The organism is Caballeronia sp. 11_S32, assembly GCF_056930355.1.
Genome location: NZ_JBXOWH010000003.1, coordinates 2,867,357 through 2,888,674 on the forward strand (window position 1 = coordinate 2,867,357; position 21,318 = coordinate 2,888,674).

Consider the following 21,318-nt stretch of genomic DNA (forward strand, 5'->3'; position numbering starts at 1 on the left):
AAGCGCCGATGCTCACGCGGCGAGGCGCGCGGCCTTCACTGTCGACGCCCCCAGCCGCGCCGCCATCTCCCGCACCCGAAGCAATTGCGCCGCGACGGCCAGCGCGATCGACCCCGGCGCCTTATCGACGATGCCCTCGACGCCGATCGGGCACGTGATCTCCGGCAGCCGTTCCGCCGCGACACCACGCTCCATCAGACGCCGCTCGAACTTCACGCGCTTCGTCTTCGAGCCGATCAGTCCGAAGTACGCGAAGTCATCGCGCCGCATGATGCGCTGCGTGAGCGAAAAGTCGAGCGAATGATCGTGCGTCATCACGATGAAGTATGCCCCCGCCGGCGCTTCATCGACGATGGCATCGGGCAGATCGGTCGCTTCGATCTGCACATTCGCGGGGACTTCGTCGGGAAAGAGTTCGTCGCGCGCATCGACCCATTGCACGACGCACGGCAGCGTGCCCAGCACCTTCACGAGCGCGTGGCCGACGTGGCCCGCGCCGAACAGGACCACGTGCATCATGACCGTGCGCTCCTCACCGCGTTCACCGCCTTCAGGATCTCTTCGGCCGTGGCGGGAGCGTTCAAGGGCGGATTCACCTTGTGATCGCCGACCGCCGAAACCGCATCGCGGATCGCGAAGAACACCGAGAACGGCAGCAAGAGCGGCGGCTCGCCCACCGCCTTCGAGCGATGGATGCTGTCCTCAACGTTGCGGTTGTTGAAGAGATTCACGCGGAAGTCGGCGGGCATGTCGTTGGTCGTCGGAATCTTGTAGGTGGACGGCGCGTGCGTCATCAGCTTGCCGTTGTCGTTCCACCAGAGTTCTTCCGTCGTGAGCCAGCCCATGCCCTGCACGAACGCGCCTTCGACCTGGCCTTTGTCGAGCGCCGGATTCAGCGACGCGCCCACGTCATGCAGCGCGTCCGCGCGCAGCACGCGCATTTCGCCGGTCAGCGTGTCGATCACCACTTCCGATACCGCCGCGCCATACGAGTAGTAGTAGAACGGACGGCCCTGCATCGCCGCCTGATCCCAGTGGAGCTTGGGCGTCGCGTAGAAGCCGTCGGACCACAATTGCACGCGCGCGAGATACGCCTTCTGCACGACTTCGCCGAACGGAATCGCATCGTCGCCGACGATCACGCGGTCGTTCGCGAAACGCACTTCCGCTGCCGTGACCGTGCCGCCGCCGAACTTCTCCGCCGCGAACTTCGCGAGACGTTCGCGCAACTGACGCGCGGCATCCTGCGCGGCCTTGCCGTTCAGATCGGTGCCGGTCGATGCCGCCGTCGCCGAGGTATTCGCGACCTTGCTCGTGTCCGTCGCCGTCACGCGCACGCGCTCGAAGTTCACGCCGAGCTCGTGCGCGACCACTTGCGCGACCTTCGTGTTCAGGCCCTGGCCCATTTCGGTGCCGCCGTGGTTCACGAGCATCGAGCCATCTGTGTAGATGTGAACCAGCGCGCCCGCCTGGTTGAAGTGCGTCACGTTGAACGCGATGCCGAACTTCACCGGCGTCAGCGCGAGGCCTTTCTTCAGGATCTCGTTGTTTGCGTTGAATTCGTCGATGGCCGCGCGGCGGCGGCGGTAATCGCTCGTCGCTTCGAGTTCGCCGAGCAGTTCGTGCAGCACGTTGTCCTCGACCGTCTGGCCGTAGGGCGTCTTGTTGTTATCCGTCTTGCCGTAGAGATTGGCGTAGCGCACGTCGAGCGAATCGCGGCCGACCGAACGCGCGACGTTGTCCATGATGTACTCGATCGCGAATGCGCCCTGCGGCCCGCCGAAGCCGCGGAACGCGGTGTTCGACTGCGTGTTGGTCTTGCCGCAATAGCCTTCGATCTTCACGTCCGACAGCCAGTATGCGTTGTCGAAGTGGCACACGGCGCGCGTCATCACGGGGCCCGACAGATCGGCGGAAAAGCCGCAGCGCGAAGTCATGTCGACGGCGACGCCATCGATCTTGCCGTCGTCGTCGTAGCCGACTTCGAAGTCGTACACGAAGTCGTGGCGCTTGCCGGTGATCATCATGTCGTCGTCGCGGTCCGGGCGCAGCTTCACCGGGCACAGCAGCTTCCATGCGGCGAGCGCCGCGCAGCACGCGAACAGACCCGACTGCGATTCCTTGCCGCCGAAGCCGCCGCCCATGCGCCGGCACTCGACGAGCACGTTGTGCGAATGCACGTTGAGCACGTGCGCGACGAGATGCTGCATTTCCGTCGGATGCTGCGTCGAGCAGTAGACGTGCATGCCGTCGTCGTCCTTCGGCACGGCGTACGCGATCTGGCCTTCGAGATAGAACTGTTCCTGGCCGCCCAGCTTCATCGCGCCGCGCTCGTGATGCGCGGCCTTCGACATGCGGCCTTCGGCGTCGCCGCGCGAGAGCTTGAGCGGATTCAGTACATACGACTCGGCACGGCGCGCGTCCTGCGCCGTCAGCACGGGCACGAGATCTTCGAACTCGATGGTCGCGCGGCGCGCGGCGAGTCGCGCCGTATCGTGCGATGTCGCGACCACGATGAACATCGGCTGGCCGACGTACTGCACGATGCCCTGCGCGAGCACGGGATCGTCGTGGATGATCGGGCCGCAGTCGTTCACGCCGGGAATGTCGTCGGCGGTGAAGACGGCGACGACGCCCGGCGTGGCGCGCACGGCGTCGAAGTTCATCGACAGGATCTTCGCGTGCGCCTTCGGGCTCGTGCCGAGCGCGGCGTGCAGCGTGCCAGCGACGAGCGGAATGTCGTCGGTGTAGCTCGCGCGCCCGCTCACATGCAGGTGCGCCGATTCATGCGGACGCGATACGTGGACCTGCTTGAACGCGTCGATTTCGTTCGCGAGCGACTGGGCTTCGGCGAGGAAAGCTTCTGCTTGCTGATTCATGTCTTCTTCTCCCCTTCTTACTTCGCTTCGACGAGTTCGATTGCACGCACATCCAGCTTCGATTTATCCAGCGGACTCCGCGGACGCGTCTCCAGCCAGAATCGATACAGCAGGCTCTTCGCGGTGTCGAGGCGATAGTCGCTGCTCGCGCGCATGTCGGTGAGCGGCTGGTAGTCCTGGCCGAGCGCGAGCATCGCGGCTTGCGCGGTGGCTTCGTGCCAGTGGGCGTCGGCAAGAACGGCTTCGGCATGCGCGGCGCGCTTCGGCGTCGCGGCCATGCCGCCGTAGACGAGGCGCGGCTCGCGGATCGTATCGCCATCGGCGATGAAGCTGAATGCGGCGTACACGGCGGAAATATCGGAGTCGAAGCGCTTCGACAGCTTGTACGCGCGGAACCGGAGATTTGCTCGCTTGCCAGTGCGCGTCGGCACACGGATCGCGGCGACGAACTCGTTCTGAGCCATGTCCTTCTTCTGATACGCGATGTACAGATCTTCGAGCGGCATCTCGCGCGTGCCATTGACACTTTGAAGCACGACGCGCGCATTCAACGCGATGAGACCAGGCATCGAATCGCCGATCGGCGAGCCGTTCGCAACGTTGCCGCCGAGCGTGCCCGCATTGCGGATCGGCAGGGACGCGAAGCGCTGACGCGTCTCTTCGAGCTCCGGATAGAGCTTCACGATTTCGTCGTAGACGCGCTCGACCGTCACGCCCGCGCCGATTTCGATCCAGTCTTCGGTCGTCTCGACATGCTGGAATGCTTCGATCTGCCCGACATAGACGATGTCGCCGAGATCGCGCAGTTGCTTCGTCACCCACAGCCCGATGTCCGTGCTGCCCGCGAGAATGCGAACGTTCGGGTTCTCGTCTTTCAGCGCGGCGAGCGCCTCGACGGTGCGCGGCGCGTCGAACCTGCGGCCCGCGTGTTCGTAATGGAACGTGTCGTCGCGCGTGATGCTTTCGAGCGAGCGCGCGAGCGCCGGCACGTTGACAGGCGCGAGCGGCGCGTGATCGAACATCTGCTCGGCGGCATCGATGATCGGCCGGTAGCCCGTGCAGCGGCACAGGTTGCCCGTCAGCGCATCGCTGATTTCCTGCCGGGAGGGCTTCGTCTTCTCGCACGTACCGGCGCAGCCCGTCGTCGCATGGCCGTGCTTTTCGTAGAGCGCGAACATCGACATCGCGAAACCCGGCGTGCAGAAGCCGCACTGCGAGCCGTGGCAGTCGACCAATGCCTGCTGGACCGGATGCAGCGTGCCGTCCGGCTGGCGCAAGTCTTCGACGGTGAAGAGCGCGCGGCCGTCGAGCGTCGGAAGGAACTGCACGCACGCGTTGACCGCCTTGAATGCGACGCCGCCCTTGCCATCCGGCTCGCCGATGACGACCGTGCACGCGCCGCAATCGCCTTCCGCGCAGCCTTCCTTGGTGCCGGTGCAGCGCGCGTCTTCGCGCAGGTATTGCAGGACGGTGCGCGTCGTCGATGCGCCGCTCACTTCCTGGATCGCGTTGCGATGATAGAAGCGGATCGGTTGGTTGTTCGACTCACTAAGCGGCTGAATACGCGGCTGGCTCATGGGTTCTGTCTCGCGGGGCTTTTTGCGTCTTGCTGGTTGCGCGGGATGCGCAGCCGGTGGCTTCGGCTATTTCCGGGCGATAGATCGGACTACTCCAATCGCCTCGATGGTTCGAAAGCTATCACCACCAAAAACCACAACCCATAGGCGACGCTACATGAGCGACATATTCGTCCCCCGATATGTCTCCCAAGCCTTGTCCGACAAGGCTCCCGCCGATCCCGCCCAACCGTCCGGACAGGTAATTTGTCCTACCTGGTTACAAAACCGGTGCGACGTTGCACCGCAACATATGGGAGAATCATGCCTTCGCGCCGAATTCAACCCCGCAATTTCCCTATGTCCACCGAGCCTAGCAACAAGCCGCAAGGCGATTTCGCCGTCACGCTGCGGATTCTGCCGGTCGTGCTGTACACGTTTCTCTGCTACCTGACGATCGGCATTCCGCTCGCGGTGCTGCCGGGCTTCGTGCATACGGACCTGGGATATGGTTCGGTGATGGCCGGCGCGGCGATCAGCGTCCAGTACTTCGCGACGCTGATGTCGCGGCCGCTCGCGGGCCGCACCGCCGACACGCTCGGCCCCAAGAAGACCGTGCTGTACGGTCTGGCGGCGTGCGCGGCGAGCGGCGTCCTGCTGCTCGGCTCGGCGCTCGCGGCGCAATGGCATGTGGTTAGTCTTGTGCTGCTGGTGCTCGCGCGGCTCGTGCTCGGCTTCGGCGAAAGCTGGGTCGGCACGGGATCGATCACGTGGGGGATCGGCCGCGTCGGCGTGACCAACAACGCGAAGGTGATTTCGTGGAACGGCATCGCGACTTACGGCGCGCTCGCGATCGGCGCGCCGCTCGGCGTCGCGGTCGATCATTCGCTGGGGTTCGCGTCGCTCGGTCTGATCGTGATCGCGCTGGGCGGCTTCGGTTACTGGCTCGCGACGCGCATGGCGAGCGTGCCCATCGTGCATGGCGAGCGCATGTCGTATCGCAGCGTGTTCTTCCGCGTGCTGCCGCATGGATTGGGTCTCGCGCTCGGATCGGCGGGATTCGGTTCCATCGCAACGTTCATCACGCTGTTCTACGCCGCGCACAACTGGCCGAATGCAGCACTTTCGCTCACGGTCTTCGGCACGATGTTCATCGGTGCGCGGCTCTTGTTCGCCAACACGATCAAGGCGTATGGCGGGTTCCGTGTGGCGATCGTATCGTTTGCATTCGAATGCGCCGGCTTGCTGATGCTGTGGCTCGCCGCCGAGCCGACGTTCGCGCTCGCGGGCGCGGCGCTGACCGGGTTCGGATTCGCGCTGGTGTTTCCGGCGTTGGGGGTGGAGGCGGTCGGGCTCGTGCCGCCCGCCAGCCGCGGTGCCGCGCTTTCGGCTTATTCCGTGTTTCTCGATTTGTCGCTTGGCTTGACCGGGCCGCTCGCGGGGTATGTCGCGGGTGAGTTCGGGTATGGGTCGGTGTTTTTGTTCGCCGCGGTGGCGGCGGCCGCGGCGGTGGCGTTGTCGGTGGCGCTTTATATGCGCGCGGGGCGCGGGGTGGGCGGGGCGGCTACGGCTTGAAGCTGTTGCCGGTGCTCGGCAACGACGGCTCGGCTTTCGGGGAACCTGCGTTCGCGTTGGTCTATTAGCACTGCCCCTGTGCGACGCAAATAGACCGATGCGAAAACAAGTTCCACAAAAATCCTATAGCGCGCAGCGCCAACGCCAACCCCGCCCCCGATCCAGTCACGTGCCGGCTTTCGATCCATGCAGTTGCGATCCCAGCGCTTTGACCACCTTCAGAATCGTGCCGAAGCTAGAGTTGCCGTCTTCCGAAAACGCTTTGTACAGACCGACCTTCCTGGCTGATACCGGTATCACGCGCCACTTTCGCCATCCCGCGCGCTCGCGTAATCACGCCGAGCGCATGCACGATAAAAGCGAGATCGTCTCCGCCTTCTTGCAGGCGTGCATCGAAGTATTCAGCGATGTCGTCGTCGGTTTGAAGGTGTTCGGCTGAATCCCACAGCCGCGTCTTGATTCTGGTCGCCGTCATGATTCACTCCGTGGCCGGTCAATGCGAGCCTGAATTCGGCGTCGGGCAATTCGATCCCTCAGCGAGGAAAACCACGCGTCAAAAATCTCGGTCGTACGGATGGTCAACATCGGCGATCGTAATCCATGATTCACATCATGTAAGCTGGAGTTCACACGAAAAATGTAGCCTCGAAGACTCGGGGCTCCGCGAATCCGGGGAAGATAAGAGGCGACGCTGCCTTTCGTCTTCAAGGTTTGTCTTAAAATCCCCGCTTGGCCCATTAGCGTCCGCTTTATGAACCCGACCTCGGAAGACCGTTGGCGCGACTTGCGCCCGGACCCGGACAGCGACACTCCGCTCTATCTTCAACTCGCCCGCAAGCTCGCCAACGCCATCCACGACAACCGCTGGAACGCAGGCGAAGCGCTGCCCTCCGAACGCGTGTTGTCCGAAGCGCTCGGCGTCTCGCGGATCACATCGAGAAAGGCCATCGCGCTGCTCGTCGAGCAAGGGCTAATTCGCCGCGAACAAGGCGCCGGCAGCTTCATCACGCCGCGCTACGAAGATCCGCTCTCGCGTCTGTCGAGTTTTTCCGAGATGTTGCGGCGGCGCGGCTTCAGGCCGAGTTCGCGGTGGCTCTCGCGCACCATCGAGCCGGCCAATCGCGATGAAGTCATCCAGCTCGGCCTCTCGCCCGCCGCCGCCGTCACGCGTCTCAAACGCCTGCGCCTCGCCGACGACATCGTGATGGCCGTCGAAAACTCGACCTTTCCGGCCGCGTGCATTCCCGATCCGGAAACCATCGGCGATTCGCTCTACAGCTATCTCGATGCACGCGGGCTTTCCATCGTCCGCGCGCTCCAGCACTTTCGCGCGGTGAACGCGAGCCCGGAAATCGCCAGGCAAATGGGCATCGCGCCGCATGACGCGCTTCTGCTCATCACGCGCGTGGGCTACACGGCCGATCAGCGCGCAATCGAGCTCACCGATACCTACTGCCGCAACGATTACTACGACTTTGTCGCGGAACTCCGAAAGTAAAACACCGGCATGACCGACACCGCCACAGCACAGCCGTCCGACCGATCGCTCTCCATCATGCTGTGGCTCGTCGCCACGGGCTTCTTCATGCAGACGCTCGATTCGACGATAGTCAACACCGCGCTCCCCGCCATGGCCCGAAGCTTGGGCGAGGCGCCGCTGCGCATGCAGGGCGTCGTGATCGCCTACTCGCTCACGATGGCGATGATGATCCCCGTCTCCGGCTGGCTCGCCGACAAGCTCGGCACGAAGCGCGTGTTCTTCAGCGCGATTCTCGTGTTCACCATCGGCTCGCTGCTCTGCGCGAACGCGCAATCGCTGACGGCGCTGGTCGCGTATCGCGTCGTGCAGGGCGTCGGCGGCGCGATGCTGCTGCCGGTCGGACGCCTCGCCGTGCTGCGCGTGTTCCCCGCCGAACGCTATCTTTCGGCGCTGGCGTTCGTCGCGATTCCGGGTCTGATCGGCCCGCTCATCGGCCCGACGCTCGGCGGCTGGCTCGTGCAGATCGCATCGTGGCACTGGATCTTTCTCATCAACGTGCCGGTGGGCGTGATCGGCTGCATCGCGACGAACCTGTACATGCCCGACAGCCGCAATCCCGCGACCGCGCGCTTCGATCTCGCGGGCTATCTGCTGCTCGCCGTCGGCATGGTCGCGCTGACGATTTCCCTTGACGGCCTGGCCGATCTCGGCCTGCAACACGCAATCGTGATCGTATTGCTGGTGCTTTCGTTCGGCTGCTTCGTGGCCTACGGTCTGCACGCGACGCGCGCCGCCCAGCCGATCTTCTCACTCGATCTATTCAAGATCCACACGTTCAGTGTCGGCCTGCTCGGCAATCTGTTCGCGCGCATCGGCAGCGGCGCGATGCCGTATCTGATTCCGCTGCTCTTGCAAGTGAGTCTCGGCTACACGGCGTTCCAGGCTGGCATGATGATGCTGCCCGTCGCCGCCGCGGGCATGGCATCCAAGCGGCTCGTCACGCGTCTCATCGAAAAGTTCGGCTATCGGCGCGTGCTCGTCGTGAACACCGTGCTCGTCGGACTGATGATGGCGAGCTTCTCGCTCGCGAGCGCGCATCAGCCGCTATGGCTGCGGCTCGTGCAACTGGCGGTCTTCGGCGCCGTCAATTCGATGCAGTTCACCGCGATGAACACGCTCACCCTAAAGGATCTCGGCACGGGCGGCGCGAGCAGCGGCAACAGCCTCTTCTCGCTCGTGCAAATGCTGTCGATGAGCCTCGGCGTGACCGTCGCCGGCGCAATTCTCTCGACCTTCACCGGGCTGCTGCCGCACGTCACGGCGACGAACTCGCTGCCCGCATTCCATGCGACGTTCCTGTGCGTCGGCATCATTACCGCGGCGACGGCGTGGATTTTCGGCCAGCTCGCGCCGGAAGTGCGCTCGGCGGGCAGAAAGCCCGATCCGTCGGAATCGAACTGACCCGGCGTGACGAGCCGCGACATGAGCGCCGCGCACCGCGCCGGTGCCATTTCGCACGATCGCGCGGCGCGCGCTCCCACATCTGCGGCACGCCCGTCCAATCCGCACACGAATCGCCGCGCCAATCGCTCGCAACAGGCCCGCAATACTTTGCCGAGCCGCTTGAATATTGAATTTGCACGCTTTTTGCTCGAACGCTCGTGTGCTGATCCGGTAAACTATCTCGATAAAGTCATTTGCCTCGCGCTTCGACACCATGAGCATGGTTGATCTCGACCCTCCCCGCTTCCAGCAGCCCCGCCCCATCGCCGGCGACGATGGATCGCGTCGCACCGTGCTGTACGGCGAGTACACCGTTTTCAGTGTGTTTCAGCCCGTCTTTTCCGTGTCGCACCGGCGCGCGATCGGCTATCACGCGTCCTTGCGCGCTCGCGACGACGCGCATCGTCACGTTCCGTCGCACGAAGTCTTCACGCAAGCCGCGCGGCGGGGCGATCTGCTCGAGCTCGGCCGGCTCGCGGAATCGCTGCATCTGGGCAATTTCAATGCATTCGACAGCCACGACGAATGGCTCTTCCTGAGCCTGCATCCGGCCGCGCTGATGGACACGAGCTACGGCGATGCGCTGCTCGCGGCGCTGAAGGCCATCGGTCTGCCGCCGCAGCGCGTGGTGCTCGAAGTGCCCGAGCAGGCGGGCGGCGAGACCACGCGTTTCGCGGAGATCATCGATTCGCTGCGCAAGTCGGGCTTTCTGATCGCGCTGGACGGCTTCGGCGTGAAGCATTCGAACATCGATCGCGTGTGGCATCTGCGGCCCGATATCGTGACGCTCGACCGCTGCATCCTGCAGCAGGCAACGGAGCATTCGCATATCGAGCGCGTGCTGCCGCGTCTCGTGTCGCTGCTGCACGAATCGGGTCAGCTCGTTCTGATGGGCGGACTCGCGACGGAGCGCGACGCGCTGATCGCGCTCGAATGCAACGTCGATTTCGTGCAGGGCGCGTATTTCGCGCAGCCGAGCGTCCATGCGGTTCATAGCGAAGTCGCGGCGGGCGTGATGGATGCGCTGACGGCGGCATCGCGCGAACGCGTCGCGGCGCGCGAGCGGGCGCAGTCCACGCGGCTCGAGCCGTACGTGAGCGGGCTCGAGCGTGCGTCGGTCAAGCTGATGGAAGGCGAGGCGCTCGTCGCCGCGACGAGCGAGCTGCTGCAACTCGCCGACACCGCCCGCTGCTTCCTGCTCGATCAGGCGGGGCGGCAGATCGGCGACAACGTCGTGCCAATCGTGCGCACATCGCAGCGCGCGAAGCGCTTCAGTCCGCTATTGCATTCGGAGGGCGCGAGTTGGGAACGCCGGCCGTATTTCATCGAGGCGCTGCGCGCGCCGGGGCGTGTGCATCTGACGGCGCCTTATCTGTCGATCAACGAGGCTCACTTGTGCGTGACGGCATCGATTGCGGCGCAGACGCCTTACGGTTTGCAGGTGTTGTGCGTCGATATCAACTGGGAAGGCGCGAAGCGGCGCTAGGCCTAGGAGCCGGAATTCGAATCTGGTCGCAGAAGATCGAAGCCCGCGAGCGCGAGCACACCCGAAAGCGCGATGAGCGCGGCGGAATGGCGCCCGAAGTAAAGGAGCGCGGCGGCTGACCATGCCGAGAGGCAGAGGAAGGCGAAGCGTTTCATGATGGCGATGCGATTCAAACATCCGGCAAGCCGACATTTTAGGCCGGCGTGCCGAACCAGGCAGCGACGGCATTGCTCACTGCCCGGTTCGACGCTCACTTCCCTTTGTCGAACAGATACTTCGAGGTCATCGATCGGGTGCCGACTGTTGCCCCGCTGCGTTGCTTTCGCCGGGTCAGATACCGGCCCAGTCGAATCGACGGCTTTTCGACCGCGTAATACCCCGCGATGCTGACCGGAAGAATCAGCACGGCGGCGGCGACCAGCGACATGCGTTGATAAGTATCGCCGAAATAATGCAGGACGCCCAGCAGCACGATGCAGTGAAGCAGATACAGACTGAAGGATATTTTCCCGAGGAACACCAGCGGTCGAGCAGCCAGAACGGCGGCAAACGGCTTGAGTGAAATCGCCAGAAGCAGAATGCCGGTCACGGCCGGAAGGATGACCCAGTCGTCGGCAAAACTGCGCAGTACATCATTGGAAACGAGGTGCGGGTTCACCGCGCCGACCAAACCATAGACAGCGATGCAGATCATCAACGCTCCGAAGAGCGATCGCGAAGAGCATGTCGCGAGCTTCGACACGATGACATCGCGATAGCGCGCAATCAGCGTGCCCAGGACGAACATCGAGATGTAGTGGATGGTCGGAATCCATTCGCCCTGGAGGCTCGCGTCCATGAGCGTCCGGTTCGAATGGTGGTAATAGCCAAACACGGCGAGAGACAGACCGGCACTTAGCGCGACAGACAACCAGAGCGGCATTGCGAACACGGCGACGACGAGTATCGGAAAGATCAGCGAGATACGCATCTCGTAGATCAACGACCAAAGCACCGGGTCCAGCGTACTGTTGTCGAATGGAAGCAGAAAGTAGATGTGACTCAGCAGGTCATGGCGATCGATGCCCGCGTGCCATGCCTGATTGACCCACGGACCCGTCCACGACAACCCCGACCGATAGAGCGCGCCATAAGCCGCGTAGGCAGCCAGGACCGCGATCAGATACGGGATATAGATACGGCAGACCCGCTTGACGACGAACTCGGCGAAACCGGGCTTGCTCTCGCCGGTGACCTGCAGAGTGAGTGCGAAACCGCTCAGCGTGAAGAACAGAATCACGGCGGAATGCCCCTCCGTGAAAAGGCGCCAGGGAGCGTGCCGCATCCATCCCATCGGCGCGATCTGCGAGTAGTGGTTGAAAACCACAGTCAAAGCGGCAATGCCCCGCAACGAATCGAGTTGGTGATAGCGTGTCGTCATTGTTCGGCGTGGGAATCGGAAGCGACCAAGACTCGGTTAGACTCGACGAGGCTTCGATGTTCCCCGTAAGGCCCGCGTACGCAATGACCCCGTTTTGCGCACGGATTCGAACCGCCCTTGACCGCCCGCGCCGGGCGCACCAACAAAAAAGCCCTCTCACGAGGGCTTTTTTTCCGGGTTGCGTCACGCGGAATTCACTCCAGCATGCCGCAACCGACTTTCATGCGTTATCAGGCGCCAAAATTCTTCGACGCAAAATCCCAGTTCACGATGTTCCAGTAAGCCTCGATGAACTTCGGACGCGCATTGCGATAGTCGATGTAATACGCGTGCTCCCACACATCGATGGTCACGAGCGGCTTCGCGTCCGTCGTGAGCGGCGTGGCGGCGTTGCTCGTCGACACGATATCCACCGTGCCGTCGGTCTTTTTCACCAGCCAGGTCCAGCCCGAGCCGAACGTGCCGGTCGCGACCTTGGCGAATTCTTCCTTGAACTTGTCGTAGGAACCGTACTTGGCGTTGATCGCGTCAGCCAGCGCGCCGGCCGGTGCGCCGCCGCCCTTCGGCGACAGACTGTTCCAGAAGAACGTGTGATTCCAGACTTGCGCTGCGTTGTTGAACACGCCGCCCGACGACTTCTTTACGATCTCTTCGAGAGACATGTTCTCGAATTCGGTGCCGGGGATCAGCTTGTTCAGGTTCGTCACATAGGTCTGGTGATGCTTGCCATAGTGATACTCGAGCGTTTCTTCCGACATGTTCGGAGCGAGCGCGTTCTTGTCGAACGGCAGCGGCGGGAGCGTATGTTCCATGATGCGAGCTTCCTTTCTATGTGGATTGTGGGACTGTGAGGAGTGAGGCAGTGGAGCAATGGATTGTAGGCGAGTTGGGATAACCCAGCAAACCGTGTGCTCTTTATGAGGAGGATCGCTTTCTATTCGCGCAAGCCGGCGTAAAAAGTGCTCCGGCGCGCATGCCCAGGCACGTCAAATGTACGTCCGCTCGCGCGCGCGTCCTCGCGATTCAGAATTCGTCCGACAGACGCGGTTGGACATCGGCGAGCAGCACGTCCGCCGATCCTTGCGCCAGATGAACGGTGAGCGGACGCTTCGGCTTCAACGCGCTCGGCGCACGCACGGCGCGGCCCGTCTGCGCGTCGATCAAAGCGGCATAGCCGCGTTCGAGTGTGCGCTGCGGGCTCAGCACCTGCAGGCGCGCCGCCAGTTCCGAAACGCACGCTTTCTCCCGTTCCGCGCGACGTTCGTGCACGCTCCTGATGCGCTGCGCGAGCCGCAGCAGGTGCTCGCGCTCGGCGGCCAGATCCGGGCGCTTGCGCTGCCATCGATACTGCACCAGCGCGAAATGCGCGCGCGCATCGCGCACGGGCCGCGCGCCCGCCGCGGCGAGACGGCTCGCCAGTTGACGCAAATGCGCACGCTGCCGCGCGAGCCGCTCCGCGGGACTCACGAGCCTGCGCGCGAGCCAGTCGAGTTGCTGCGCGCGGCGCTCCATCATCCGGCCGAAGCCGCGCGCGAGCGCGGCATGCCGGTGATCGAGATCGCGCAACAGCAGCACCCGCTGCGGACTGACGAGCTCGGCGGCGCCGGTCGGCGTCGGCGCGCGCACGTCGGCGGCAAAATCGGCGATCGTGAAGTCCGTTTCGTGTCCGACGCCGCTCACCACCGGCAACGCGCTCGCCGCGATCGCGCGGGCGAGCACTTCCTCGTTGAACGCCCACAAGTCCTCGATGGACCCGCCGCCGCGGCACACAATCAGCACGTCGACTTCACGACGCGCATTCGCGGCCTCGACCATCGCCGCGAGCTTCGCGCCGACGCCCGCGCCCTGCACCGGCGCCGGATACACGACGACCGGCACATGCGGAGCGCGGCGCGCGAGCGTCGTCAGCACATCGCGCAGCGCTGCGGCCTGCAGCGACGTCACAATGCCGATGCCGCGCGGATGAACCGGCAGCGCGCGCTTTCTCTCCGCCGCGAAGAGCCCTTCGCTTTCGAGTTGCGCCTTCAGGCGCAGGAACGCTTCGAAGAGCCGGCCCTGCCCCGTGCGCCGCACGGCTTCCACGTTCAACTGCAACTCGCCGCGCGGCTCGTACATCGTGACGAGCGCGCGCACTTCGATCTTGTCGCCCTCGCGCGGCATGAACTCCGCATACTGCGCGCGGCCGCGGAACATCACGCAGCGCATCTGCGCGTTGGCGTCCTTGATCGAAAAGTACCAGTGGCCGCTCGCCGCCCGCGTGAAGTTCGATACTTCGCCCGATACCCAGACGAGCGGAAACGAGCGCTCGAGCATCGAGCTGATCGCGCGGTTGAGTGCGGAGACGGGAATGACGGCGTCGCCGCTTTGCGTCGGCAGGGAATCGGAATTCATGGCTGGACGAGAAAATACTGGGCGCCGCGACTGCTTCACATCGTGCAACAGGCCGCTGGGCGAGGTATGCCAGTGTAACAAGTGTCCACATGGAAAGACTTACCGCCGCCTGTGCCGCCATATGGCCGGAGGTCGTTGAGTTCGTCCTAAGTTATTGATTTTAATCATTTATCATTTTATAAACATCGTAATGCCCAGAGCAACTCTTTCCTCACGCGGTTTCGCGGCTCCTCGGCCGCAAGTTCTTCACAGAGTTATCCACAGGCGTCCGGATCGCACGGCCAGATTGCCCGTACGCGCTTCGCGACTGGCGCCCGAGGCCCGCGCGCGCTAGAGTGCCGGGTTCCAGCACTGGCTGGCGCGGCGCAGGCGTTATCGCACGGGCCGCCATCGCCGGGCACATCCGTCCAACGTCGACCGAAACACGAGGAGCTGCCGTTGCACGTCACGCCGTATCCGACTTCGTTCCCGCCAGCGTTCCGCGCGAAGGCGGTCCATGTCTGACTTCAAGCCGCCGATCGAGAATTTCCTCGCCCGCGAATGGCGCCGTCGCGGCCCGATCGCGTGGGCGCTGACGCCCTTCGCCTGCGTCTTCGGCGCGATCGCCGCGACCCGCCGCGCCTTCTACGAACTCGGCTGGATCAAGCGCGTCGATCCGGGCGTGCCGGTGGTCGTCGTGGGCAACGTAACCGTCGGCGGGACGGGCAAGACGCCGACCGTCATCGCGCTCGTCGAGGCGTTGCGCGCCGCCGGATTCCAGCCGGGCGTGGTCTCGCGCGGCTACGGCGCGAAAGTCGCGAAGCCGACGAGCGTCACTCCCACGAGCGCCGCCGCGCAGGTCGGCGACGAGCCGCTGCTGATCGCGCGCCGCACGCACGCGCCGGTGTTCGTCTGCCCGGATCGCGTGGCGGCGGCCAAGGCCCTTCTCCAGGCACATCCGAATGTCGATGTCCTCGTCTCCGACGACGGCCTGCAGCACTATCGCCTCGCGCGCGCGTTCGAGCTCGTCGTGTTCGATGACCGTCTCGGCGGCAACGGCTTCCTGTTGCCCGCGGGCCCGTTGCGCGAGCCGATGTCGCGCCGCCGCGACGCGACGCTCATCAACAGTCCGTACGACCGCACGCTGCCGCCGTGGCCGAATACGTTCGCGCTCGAGCTCGAATCCGGCGACGCGTGGCTGCTCGACGATCCCTCCGTGCGCCGCCCGCTCGATCAGTTCGCGGGAGAAAAAGTGGTCGCGGCGGCGGGCATCGGCTCGCCCGAGCGCTTTTTCGCTACGCTGCGCGCGGCGGGCATCGCGCCCTCGACGCGCGCCTTTCCCGATCACTATTCGTATCGCGAGAATCCGTTCGCGGGCGTCGAAGCCGATGCGATCCTGATCACCGAAAAGGATGCAGTAAAATTTGGGGCCTGGCGCGACGCACGCATCTGGGTCGTTCCGGTGCAAGCCGTGCTGAGACCGCGCCTCATTGCTCTTGTTGTGGAGAAACTCCGTGGACGCACGTCTGCTTGAAATCCTCGTTTGCCCGATCTGCAAAGGCCCGCTCACTTACGATCGCGCGGCGCAGGAACTCGTCTGCAGCGCGGACAAGCTCGCCTATCCCATCCGCGACGGCATTCCCGTGATGCTCGTCGACGAAGCGCGCCAGACTGTCGAAGGCACGCCCGTCGAGCCGCTCAAACCGGCCGGCGACGCCTGAGCGCCGGCATGTCCGTTCCGTTCATCGCGGTCATTCCCGCGCGCCTCGCTTCCACCCGCCTGCCGAACAAGCCTCTCGCCGATATCGGCGGCAAGCCGATGGTCGTGCGTGTTGCCGAGCGCGCGCGCGAATCGGGCGCGAGTCAAGTGTTGGTCGCGACCGATTCCGACCGCGTCGTCGAAGCCGCGCGCGATCACGGCATCGAAGTGATGCTGACGCGCTCCGATCACCCTACCGGCACCGACCGCCTCGCCGAAGTCGCGACGCGCCTCAACTGGAGCGACGACACCATCGTCGTGAACGTGCAGGGCGATGAGCCGCTCATCGATCCGCAACTCGTGCGCGACGTCGCGGATCACCTCGCGGCGCATCCCGAATGCGCGATCGCCACGGCCGCGCATCCGATCCACGATCCCGCGGACGTCTTCAATCCGAACGTCGTGAAGGTCGTGCTCGATGCGAAGAGCGTCGCGCTGTACTTCTCTCGCGCGCCGATTCCCTGGACGCGCGATCTCTGGCAAGCGCACTGGCCGGATGTCGCCGGGCTCGGGAAGCTGCCCGCCGTGCCCGAAAACGTACTGCGTCACATCGGGCTCTATGCCTATCGCGCGAAATTCCTGCGCGACTTCCCGAACCTCGCGCAGGCGCCCATCGAAGCCGCCGAAGCGCTGGAGCAACTGCGCGCACTGTGGCATGGCGAGCGCATCGCGGTGCGTGTGACCCAGGACGCGCCGCCGCCCGGCGTCGACACGCCCGCCGATCTCGCGCGCGTCCAGGCGCTCTTCCCCAAAGCCGACTGAAAGCTGCGGCGCAACCCGTGTAAACCCCGCCGACGCCCATGCGGCGGGGTTTGTGGCCTTTTCTATCCGCGTTATTACGGTCGCGATCGTAAAGAGCCGTGGCATAATCAAGCGATTGCGCGAGCCTTCCGGTCAGCGCCACGCTCAACGTTGCGCCGCTGTCCGCAGGTGCCCGCCGTCTCCTTTCGGCTGCGCGCCCTGTCGTCGACGCCGCACGAGCCAGGTCACCGGATGTCAAATCAGCCTCGCGGCTTGAAGCGGTTTCTAGACGATTCGGAGAGATCACCATGCGTTTGATCCTGTTGGGCGCACCCGGTGCGGGCAAGGGCACCCAGGCAAACTTCATCAAGGAGAAATTTGGCATTCCGCAGATTTCGACCGGCGACATGCTGCGCGCGGCCGTCAAGGCAGGCTCGCCGCTCGGCGTCGAGGCGAAGCGCTACATGGACGCGGGCGAGCTGGTGCCGGATTCGCTCATCATCAATCTCGTGAAGGAACGCCTTCTCGCCGACGACTGCAAGAACGGCTATCTCTTCGATGGCTTCCCGCGCACCCTGCCGCAGGCCGAGGCCATGAAAGACGCGGGCGTCGCGATCGACTACGTGCTCGAGATCGATGTCCCCTTCGACGAAATCATCTCCCGCATGAGCGGCCGCCGCGTGCATGCGGCATCGGGTCGCACGTATCACGTCAAGTTCAATCCGCCGAAGGTCGAGATGACCGACGACGTCACCGGCGAGCCGCTGATCCAGCGCGACGACGACAAGGAAGAGACCGTGAAGAAGCGTCTCGACGTGTATGTCGCACAGACCAAGCCGCTGATCGCGTACTACAACGACTGGGCGCAGAACGGTGTGTCGAATGGCCTGAAGGCGCCGGAGTATCGCAAGATCTCGGGCCTCGGCACCGTCGATGAAATCCGCGCGCGCGTGTTCGACGCGCTGAAGTAAAGCGCGCTCCGGCTTCGCTCGAGACAGAAACCCGCTCACCACGAGCGGGTTTTTTTATGCCGTGAATTCGCATGACCATCGTGCGAATTTGCAGCGAGCGGCTTCGCTACAATCGACGCGTTTCCCACAAGGACAGTCATCGGCGCGAGCGGCCTTACCCCGCCCTCGCGCGCACGAATCACACAAAAGGAGAAGAGACATGGAGATGCAAGGTAACGTCGTTCTGATCACCGGCGGCGCATCGGGACTCGGCGCGGCGACCGCGCGGCTCGTCGCAGCGCAAGGCGGAAAGGTCGTGCTCGCCGACATGAACGAGGCCGCCGGAGAAGCGCTCGCGAAGGAACTGTCCGGCGCGTTCGTGAAATGCGACGTGAGCCAGGAAAGCGACGGCCAACGCGCCGTCGATGCCGCTCTGAGCCTCGGCACGCTGCGCGGCCTCGTGAACTGCGCGGGCATCGCGCCAGCGGCGAAGACGGTCGGACGCGACGGCCCGCACGCGCTCGATCTCTTCTCGAAGGTGATCTCGGTGAATCTCATCGGCACGTTCAACATGATCCGGCTCGCGGCAAACGTGATGTCGAACAACGAAGCGAACGATGCGGGCGAGCGCGGCGTGATCGTGAACACGGCATCGGTGGCGGCGTACGACGGGCAAATCGGCCAGGCGGCGTATGCGGCGTCGAAGAGCGGCGTCGCGGGCATGACGCTGCCGATCGCGCGCGATCTGAGCAAGAGCGGCATCCGCGTGATGACGATCGCGCCGGGCCTCTTCGAAACGCCGATGCTGCTCGGCATGCCGAAGGAAGTGCAGGATGCGCTCGGCGCGATGGTGCCGTTCCCGTCGCGCCTCGGCAAGCCGGACGAATACGCGATGCTCGTCAAGCAGATCTTCGACAACCCGATGCTGAACGGCGAAGTGATCCGCCTCGACGGCGCGATCCGCATGCAGCCGAAGTAACGCCTCACAGGTGAAAACGGCGGGCTTCTTCTCGAAGTCCGCCGTTTTCTTTTAATCGCCGTTGTGCTGGGTGCGCTGCCGCAACTCGTGCAGTTCGGTTTCGACGACCGTAGCGTCCTCGGCATCGGGACGAATCTCGATGTAACGCTGCAAATCTTCGAGCGCCGGGCGCAGATAATCGAGCCGCGCATAGGCGAAGCCGCGATCGCGCACCTCCTCGATGCTGTTCGGCAGCGCGATCACGAGCCGCTGCTGAACCGCGAGCAGACGCTGCCAGCGCTCCGTTTGCAGATAAATGCCCTTGAGATTGCGCAGCATGCGCGCAACGATCTCGCGCCGCGTCGCGGGCTGCAAAAGCACGCGCAGTGCACTGCCGATCGATTCGCCCACGCGCTGCACATAGGGCTCCAGCATCTCGACCATCTGCGCTTCGGAGAGCGTCTGACCGGTCGTCGGATCGAGCATGAGATCCTGGCCGGGTGTCGCGACACGCAACAGGAAATGCCCGGGAAACGACACGCCGCGCACCGGCAAGCCGAGTTGCTCGGCCATTTCCAGATAGACCACCGCGAGCGAGATCGGAATGCCGCGCCGGCGCCGCAGCACGACATTCAGATGGCTGTTGTCCGGATCGTAGTAATCGTTGAGGTTGCTGGAGAAACCCAGCTCGCGGAAGAAATAACGATTGAGCGCATCGACCTTCTGCTTTACGTCCGCTTCGTCCCGCACGCGGCGGCGGGCGCGCACGACGAGTTCGTCGATTTCCGCGAGAGCCGCCTGCATGTCGAGATCGGGGTACGCGTCCTGCGCGAGCGACAAGGCCGCTTCCGTGAGCGGAAGCGTGTCGTCCTCCGCCATCAGCGAAGAGAAGTAATCGAGGATACGCGTTGTCGTCATCAAAGCGTGCGTCTCTTGAAATAGGCGTACTTGAAGCCCATCGCGGACAGAATACCGAAATATAGCGCCGCGAACACGACCAGGCTTGCGCCCAGCAGCGCGATGCGCAGCATCGGCGTCGCGCGCATGCCGATCCAGTCGAAGTTGATCGCGACCCAATGCATCGTGCCGGCAAGAGCCAGGCACGCGCCGATCAGCTGCACGAAAAAGCGCAGCCAGCCCGGCGACGGCCGATAGATCTTGCGGCGGCGCAGACCGGCGAACAACAGCAATGCGTTGGTGAGCGCGCCGAGGCCGATGGAAAGCGTCAGGCCCGCGTGAGAGAAGATCGGCACGAAGACGTAGTTGCTCACCTGCGTCATGATCAGCACGAACACCGCGATCTTCACCGGCGTCTTGATGTCCTGCTTCGCGTAAAAGCCGGGCGCGAGAATCTTGATGAGGATGAGGCCGACCAGCCCGATGCCGTATGCCGACAGCGCGCGGCCGACCATCACGACGGAATGGTTGTCGAACTTGCCGTAGTGAAAGAGCGTCGCCGTTAGCGGCTCGGCGAAGAAAAACAGCGCGATCGCGCTCGGCGCGGCCAGCAGGAACGTGATGCGCAGGCCCCAGTCGAGCAGCGCGGAGTATTCGACGTTGTCCGCATCGACGTGCGCTTTCGAGAGGCTCGGCAGCAGGATCGTGCCGAGCGCCGCGCCCAGCAGCGCGGTGGGAAATTCCATCAGACGGTCGGCGTAATTGATCCACGACACCGCGCCCTGCCCGATGTTCGACGCGATATTCGTATTGATGATGAGGCTCAGCTGCCCGACCGACACCGCGAACATCGCCGGCACCATCTTCAGCAGCACGCGCTTGACGCCCGGATGCGCGAGCGCGCGCCGGAAGTTCAGCCCGATGCGCGGCGTCATGTCGATCTTCTTCAGGCCGGGCAGTTGCACGAGCAACTGCAGAACGCCGCCGGCGATCACCGCATACGCGAGCGCATAGACCGGCACCTTCAGATGCGGCGCCACGAACACCGCCGCGAAAATGAACGACACGTTCAGCAGCACCGGCGCGAACGCGGGCAGCGAGAACTGCTTGTACGTGTTGAGCACGCCCGAGGCGAGCGTCGTCATCGAAATGAGGACGATGTACGGGAACATGATGCGCGTCATCTCGACCGCGAGCGCGTAGCCGATGCCCTCGTGCCGCAGCCCCGATGCGACCGCATAGACCACCCAGCTCGCGCCCAGCATGCCGAGCACCGAAAGCACGATGAGGAACCACGTGAGCACGGTCGACATCGCATCGACGAGCGCCTTGGTCGGATCGTGGCCCTTGCTGTTCTTGAACTCGGCGAGGATCGGCACGAACGCCTGCGCGAACGCGCCCTCGGCGGACAGACGCCGCAGCAGGTTGGGTATGCGGAACGCGACGTAGAACGCGTCGGTGTAAAGACTGGCGCCGAAAGCTCGGGCGATCAGCGTTTCGCGGATCAGGCCGGTCACGCGCGACAGCAGCGTGAAGCCGCTGACCGTCAGGAGGGCTCGGAATAGATTCATGGGGCGCTTATTATACGGGGCGCGTGCTGCGCGCCCACCAGACACGGCTCATTGCTGGCGGGCAACGGCGCAAGATTGACTGATTGCATCAAATCGTTGTCCACCGGCGCGCCCGACGCCGCGCTTGTCACGTCTCATATTCCCTTGCTATAATCGCGGGTTTCGAAGCTCCG

General features: G+C 64.1%; 19 protein-coding genes and 2 pseudogenes. 10 read left to right on the forward strand and 11 right to left on the reverse strand.

Features of this window, described 5'->3' with window-relative positions; translation table 11 throughout:
- Positions 1–12 precede the first annotated feature (12 nt).
- From xdhC to xdhA, 3 genes are read right to left on the reverse strand one after another with little or no spacing between them, the layout of a single operon-like run.
- Positions 13–519: a xanthine dehydrogenase accessory protein XdhC gene (xdhC, locus tag AC1Z32_RS25095; protein WP_483481447.1), complete on the reverse strand. Its 507-nt coding sequence runs from the start codon at positions 517–519 to the stop codon at positions 13–15.
- The gene (gene xdhB / locus AC1Z32_RS25100; RefSeq protein ID WP_483481448.1) at positions 516–2,879 is read right to left on the reverse strand and encodes a xanthine dehydrogenase molybdopterin binding subunit; all 2,364 of its coding nucleotides are present in this window, start codon (positions 2,877–2,879) and stop codon (positions 516–518) included. The genes xdhC and xdhB overlap by 4 nt, the downstream gene beginning before the upstream one ends.
- A gap of 17 nt (positions 2,880–2,896) precedes the next feature.
- Positions 2,897–4,456, reverse strand: coding sequence for a xanthine dehydrogenase small subunit (xdhA, locus tag AC1Z32_RS25105; RefSeq protein WP_483481449.1), 1,560 nt, complete (start codon positions 4,454–4,456; stop codon positions 2,897–2,899).
- Positions 4,457–4,795: 339 nt separating this feature from the next.
- Here xdhA and AC1Z32_RS25110 point away from each other — a divergent pair, with 339 nt between their 5' ends.
- Positions 4,796–6,010, forward strand: a complete 1,215-nt coding sequence (locus AC1Z32_RS25110) for an MFS transporter (RefSeq protein WP_483481450.1) — start codon at positions 4,796–4,798, stop codon at positions 6,008–6,010.
- Between the two features lie 165 nt (positions 6,011–6,175).
- On the opposite strand, the pseudogene AC1Z32_RS25115 reads toward AC1Z32_RS25110, so the two are convergent.
- Together AC1Z32_RS25115 and AC1Z32_RS25120 are read right to left on the reverse strand one after the other, a co-directional pair.
- Positions 6,176–6,485: pseudogene (locus tag AC1Z32_RS25115) on the reverse strand (addiction module antidote protein).
- Between the two features lie 14 nt (positions 6,486–6,499).
- Positions 6,500–6,595 (reverse strand): annotated as a pseudogene (locus AC1Z32_RS25120) (type II toxin-antitoxin system RelE/ParE family toxin); the annotation flags it as partial.
- 166 nt (positions 6,596–6,761) lie between these two features.
- Between AC1Z32_RS25120 and AC1Z32_RS25125 the strand changes: the two are divergent.
- Genes AC1Z32_RS25125 through AC1Z32_RS25140 form a run of 4 tightly spaced genes read left to right on the forward strand, consistent with a single transcriptional unit; the run spans position 6,762 to position 10,479 of the window.
- Positions 6,762–7,508, forward strand: coding sequence for a GntR family transcriptional regulator (locus AC1Z32_RS25125; RefSeq protein ID WP_483481451.1), 747 nt, complete (start codon positions 6,762–6,764; stop codon positions 7,506–7,508).
- A 57-nt stretch (positions 7,509–7,565) separates the two neighbouring features.
- Positions 7,566–8,951 carry a multidrug transporter subunit MdtD gene (gene mdtD, locus AC1Z32_RS25130; protein ID WP_483481738.1) on the forward strand — a complete coding sequence of 462 codons (1,386 nt, stop codon included), beginning with the start codon at positions 7,566–7,568 and terminating at the stop codon, positions 8,949–8,951.
- 21 nt (positions 8,952–8,972) lie between these two features.
- Complete coding sequence (locus tag AC1Z32_RS25135; RefSeq protein WP_483481452.1) at positions 8,973–9,221, forward strand: hypothetical protein; 249 nt, start codon at positions 8,973–8,975, stop codon at positions 9,219–9,221.
- Positions 9,208–10,479 carry an EAL domain-containing protein gene (locus AC1Z32_RS25140; RefSeq protein ID WP_483481453.1) on the forward strand — a complete coding sequence of 424 codons (1,272 nt, stop codon included), beginning with the start codon at positions 9,208–9,210 and terminating at the stop codon, positions 10,477–10,479. Before AC1Z32_RS25135 ends, AC1Z32_RS25140 begins: the two co-directional genes overlap by 14 nt.
- 2 nt (positions 10,480–10,481) lie before the next feature.
- On the opposite strand, the gene AC1Z32_RS25145 is transcribed toward AC1Z32_RS25140, so the two are convergent.
- From AC1Z32_RS25145 to xseA, 4 genes are all read right to left on the reverse strand, one after another.
- Positions 10,482–10,634, reverse strand: a complete 153-nt coding sequence (locus AC1Z32_RS25145; protein ID WP_483481454.1) for a hypothetical protein — start codon at positions 10,632–10,634, stop codon at positions 10,482–10,484.
- Positions 10,635–10,729: 95 nt separating this feature from the next.
- Complete coding sequence (locus AC1Z32_RS25150; protein ID WP_483481455.1) at positions 10,730–11,899, reverse strand: acyltransferase family protein; 1,170 nt, start codon at positions 11,897–11,899, stop codon at positions 10,730–10,732.
- 230 nt (positions 11,900–12,129) lie between these two features.
- Complete coding sequence (locus AC1Z32_RS25155) at positions 12,130–12,711, reverse strand: superoxide dismutase (protein ID WP_483481456.1); 582 nt, start codon at positions 12,709–12,711, stop codon at positions 12,130–12,132.
- A 211-nt stretch (positions 12,712–12,922) separates the two neighbouring features.
- Complete coding sequence (xseA, locus tag AC1Z32_RS25160) at positions 12,923–14,290, reverse strand: exodeoxyribonuclease VII large subunit (RefSeq protein WP_483481457.1); 1,368 nt, start codon at positions 14,288–14,290, stop codon at positions 12,923–12,925.
- A 496-nt stretch (positions 14,291–14,786) separates the two neighbouring features.
- On the opposite strand from xseA, the gene lpxK reads away from it, so the two are divergent.
- From lpxK to AC1Z32_RS25185, 5 genes are all read left to right on the forward strand, one after another.
- The gene (lpxK, locus tag AC1Z32_RS25165) at positions 14,787–15,803 is read left to right on the forward strand and encodes a tetraacyldisaccharide 4'-kinase (protein ID WP_483481458.1); all 1,017 of its coding nucleotides are present in this window, start codon (positions 14,787–14,789) and stop codon (positions 15,801–15,803) included.
- The gene (locus tag AC1Z32_RS25170) at positions 15,784–15,990 is read left to right on the forward strand and encodes a Trm112 family protein (RefSeq protein WP_014192175.1); all 207 of its coding nucleotides are present in this window, start codon (positions 15,784–15,786) and stop codon (positions 15,988–15,990) included. The genes lpxK and AC1Z32_RS25170 overlap by 20 nt, the downstream gene beginning before the upstream one ends.
- Before the next feature lie 8 nt (positions 15,991–15,998).
- Positions 15,999–16,790 (forward strand): 3-deoxy-manno-octulosonate cytidylyltransferase, encoded by a 792-nt coding sequence (gene kdsB, locus AC1Z32_RS25175; RefSeq protein WP_483481459.1) that lies wholly within the window; start codon positions 15,999–16,001, stop codon positions 16,788–16,790.
- A 287-nt stretch (positions 16,791–17,077) separates the two neighbouring features.
- Positions 17,078–17,740, forward strand: coding sequence for an adenylate kinase (gene adk / locus AC1Z32_RS25180; protein WP_483481460.1), 663 nt, complete (start codon positions 17,078–17,080; stop codon positions 17,738–17,740).
- 199 nt (positions 17,741–17,939) lie between these two features.
- Positions 17,940–18,698, forward strand: coding sequence for a 3-hydroxyacyl-CoA dehydrogenase (locus AC1Z32_RS25185; RefSeq protein WP_483481461.1), 759 nt, complete (start codon positions 17,940–17,942; stop codon positions 18,696–18,698).
- A 51-nt stretch (positions 18,699–18,749) separates the two neighbouring features.
- On the opposite strand, the gene AC1Z32_RS25190 is transcribed toward AC1Z32_RS25185, so the two are convergent.
- Complete coding sequence (locus AC1Z32_RS25190) at positions 18,750–19,595, reverse strand: SirB1 family protein (RefSeq protein WP_483481462.1); 846 nt, start codon at positions 19,593–19,595, stop codon at positions 18,750–18,752.
- Positions 19,595–21,145 carry a murein biosynthesis integral membrane protein MurJ gene (gene murJ / locus AC1Z32_RS25195; protein ID WP_483481463.1) on the reverse strand — a complete coding sequence of 517 codons (1,551 nt, stop codon included), beginning with the start codon at positions 21,143–21,145 and terminating at the stop codon, positions 19,595–19,597. The genes AC1Z32_RS25190 and murJ overlap by 1 nt, the downstream gene beginning before the upstream one ends.
- Positions 21,146–21,318: the final 173 nt, after the last annotated feature.

Bases quoted from the DNA above. Each gene is read 5' to 3' on its own strand.
- xdhC (WP_483481447.1), bottom strand. From the start codon at position 519: ATGATGCACGTGGTCCTGTTCGGCGCGGGCCACGTCGGCCACGCGCTC.
- xdhB (WP_483481448.1), bottom strand. From the start codon at position 2,879: ATGAATCAGCAAGCAGAAGCTTTCCTCGCCGAAGCCCAGTCGCTCGCG.
- xdhA (WP_483481449.1), bottom strand. From the start codon at position 4,456: ATGAGCCAGCCGCGTATTCAGCCGCTTAGTGAGTCGAACAACCAACCG.
- AC1Z32_RS25110 (WP_483481450.1), top strand. From the start codon at position 4,796: ATGTCCACCGAGCCTAGCAACAAGCCGCAAGGCGATTTCGCCGTCACG.
- AC1Z32_RS25125 (WP_483481451.1), top strand. From the start codon at position 6,762: ATGAACCCGACCTCGGAAGACCGTTGGCGCGACTTGCGCCCGGACCCG.
- mdtD (WP_483481738.1), top strand. From the start codon at position 7,566: ATGCTGTGGCTCGTCGCCACGGGCTTCTTCATGCAGACGCTCGATTCG.
- AC1Z32_RS25135 (WP_483481452.1), top strand. From the start codon at position 8,973: ATGAGCGCCGCGCACCGCGCCGGTGCCATTTCGCACGATCGCGCGGCG.
- AC1Z32_RS25140 (WP_483481453.1), top strand. From the start codon at position 9,208: ATGAGCATGGTTGATCTCGACCCTCCCCGCTTCCAGCAGCCCCGCCCC.
- AC1Z32_RS25145 (WP_483481454.1), bottom strand. From the start codon at position 10,634: ATGAAACGCTTCGCCTTCCTCTGCCTCTCGGCATGGTCAGCCGCCGCG.
- AC1Z32_RS25150 (WP_483481455.1), bottom strand. From the start codon at position 11,899: ATGACGACACGCTATCACCAACTCGATTCGTTGCGGGGCATTGCCGCT.
- AC1Z32_RS25155 (WP_483481456.1), bottom strand. From the start codon at position 12,711: ATGGAACATACGCTCCCGCCGCTGCCGTTCGACAAGAACGCGCTCGCT.
- xseA (WP_483481457.1), bottom strand. From the start codon at position 14,290: ATGAATTCCGATTCCCTGCCGACGCAAAGCGGCGACGCCGTCATTCCC.
- lpxK (WP_483481458.1), top strand. From the start codon at position 14,787: ATGTCTGACTTCAAGCCGCCGATCGAGAATTTCCTCGCCCGCGAATGG.
- kdsB (WP_483481459.1), top strand. From the start codon at position 15,999: ATGTCCGTTCCGTTCATCGCGGTCATTCCCGCGCGCCTCGCTTCCACC.
- adk (WP_483481460.1), top strand. From the start codon at position 17,078: ATGCGTTTGATCCTGTTGGGCGCACCCGGTGCGGGCAAGGGCACCCAG.
- AC1Z32_RS25185 (WP_483481461.1), top strand. From the start codon at position 17,940: ATGGAGATGCAAGGTAACGTCGTTCTGATCACCGGCGGCGCATCGGGA.
- AC1Z32_RS25190 (WP_483481462.1), bottom strand. From the start codon at position 19,595: ATGACGACAACGCGTATCCTCGATTACTTCTCTTCGCTGATGGCGGAG.
- murJ (WP_483481463.1), bottom strand. From the start codon at position 21,145: ATGAATCTATTCCGAGCCCTCCTGACGGTCAGCGGCTTCACGCTGCTG.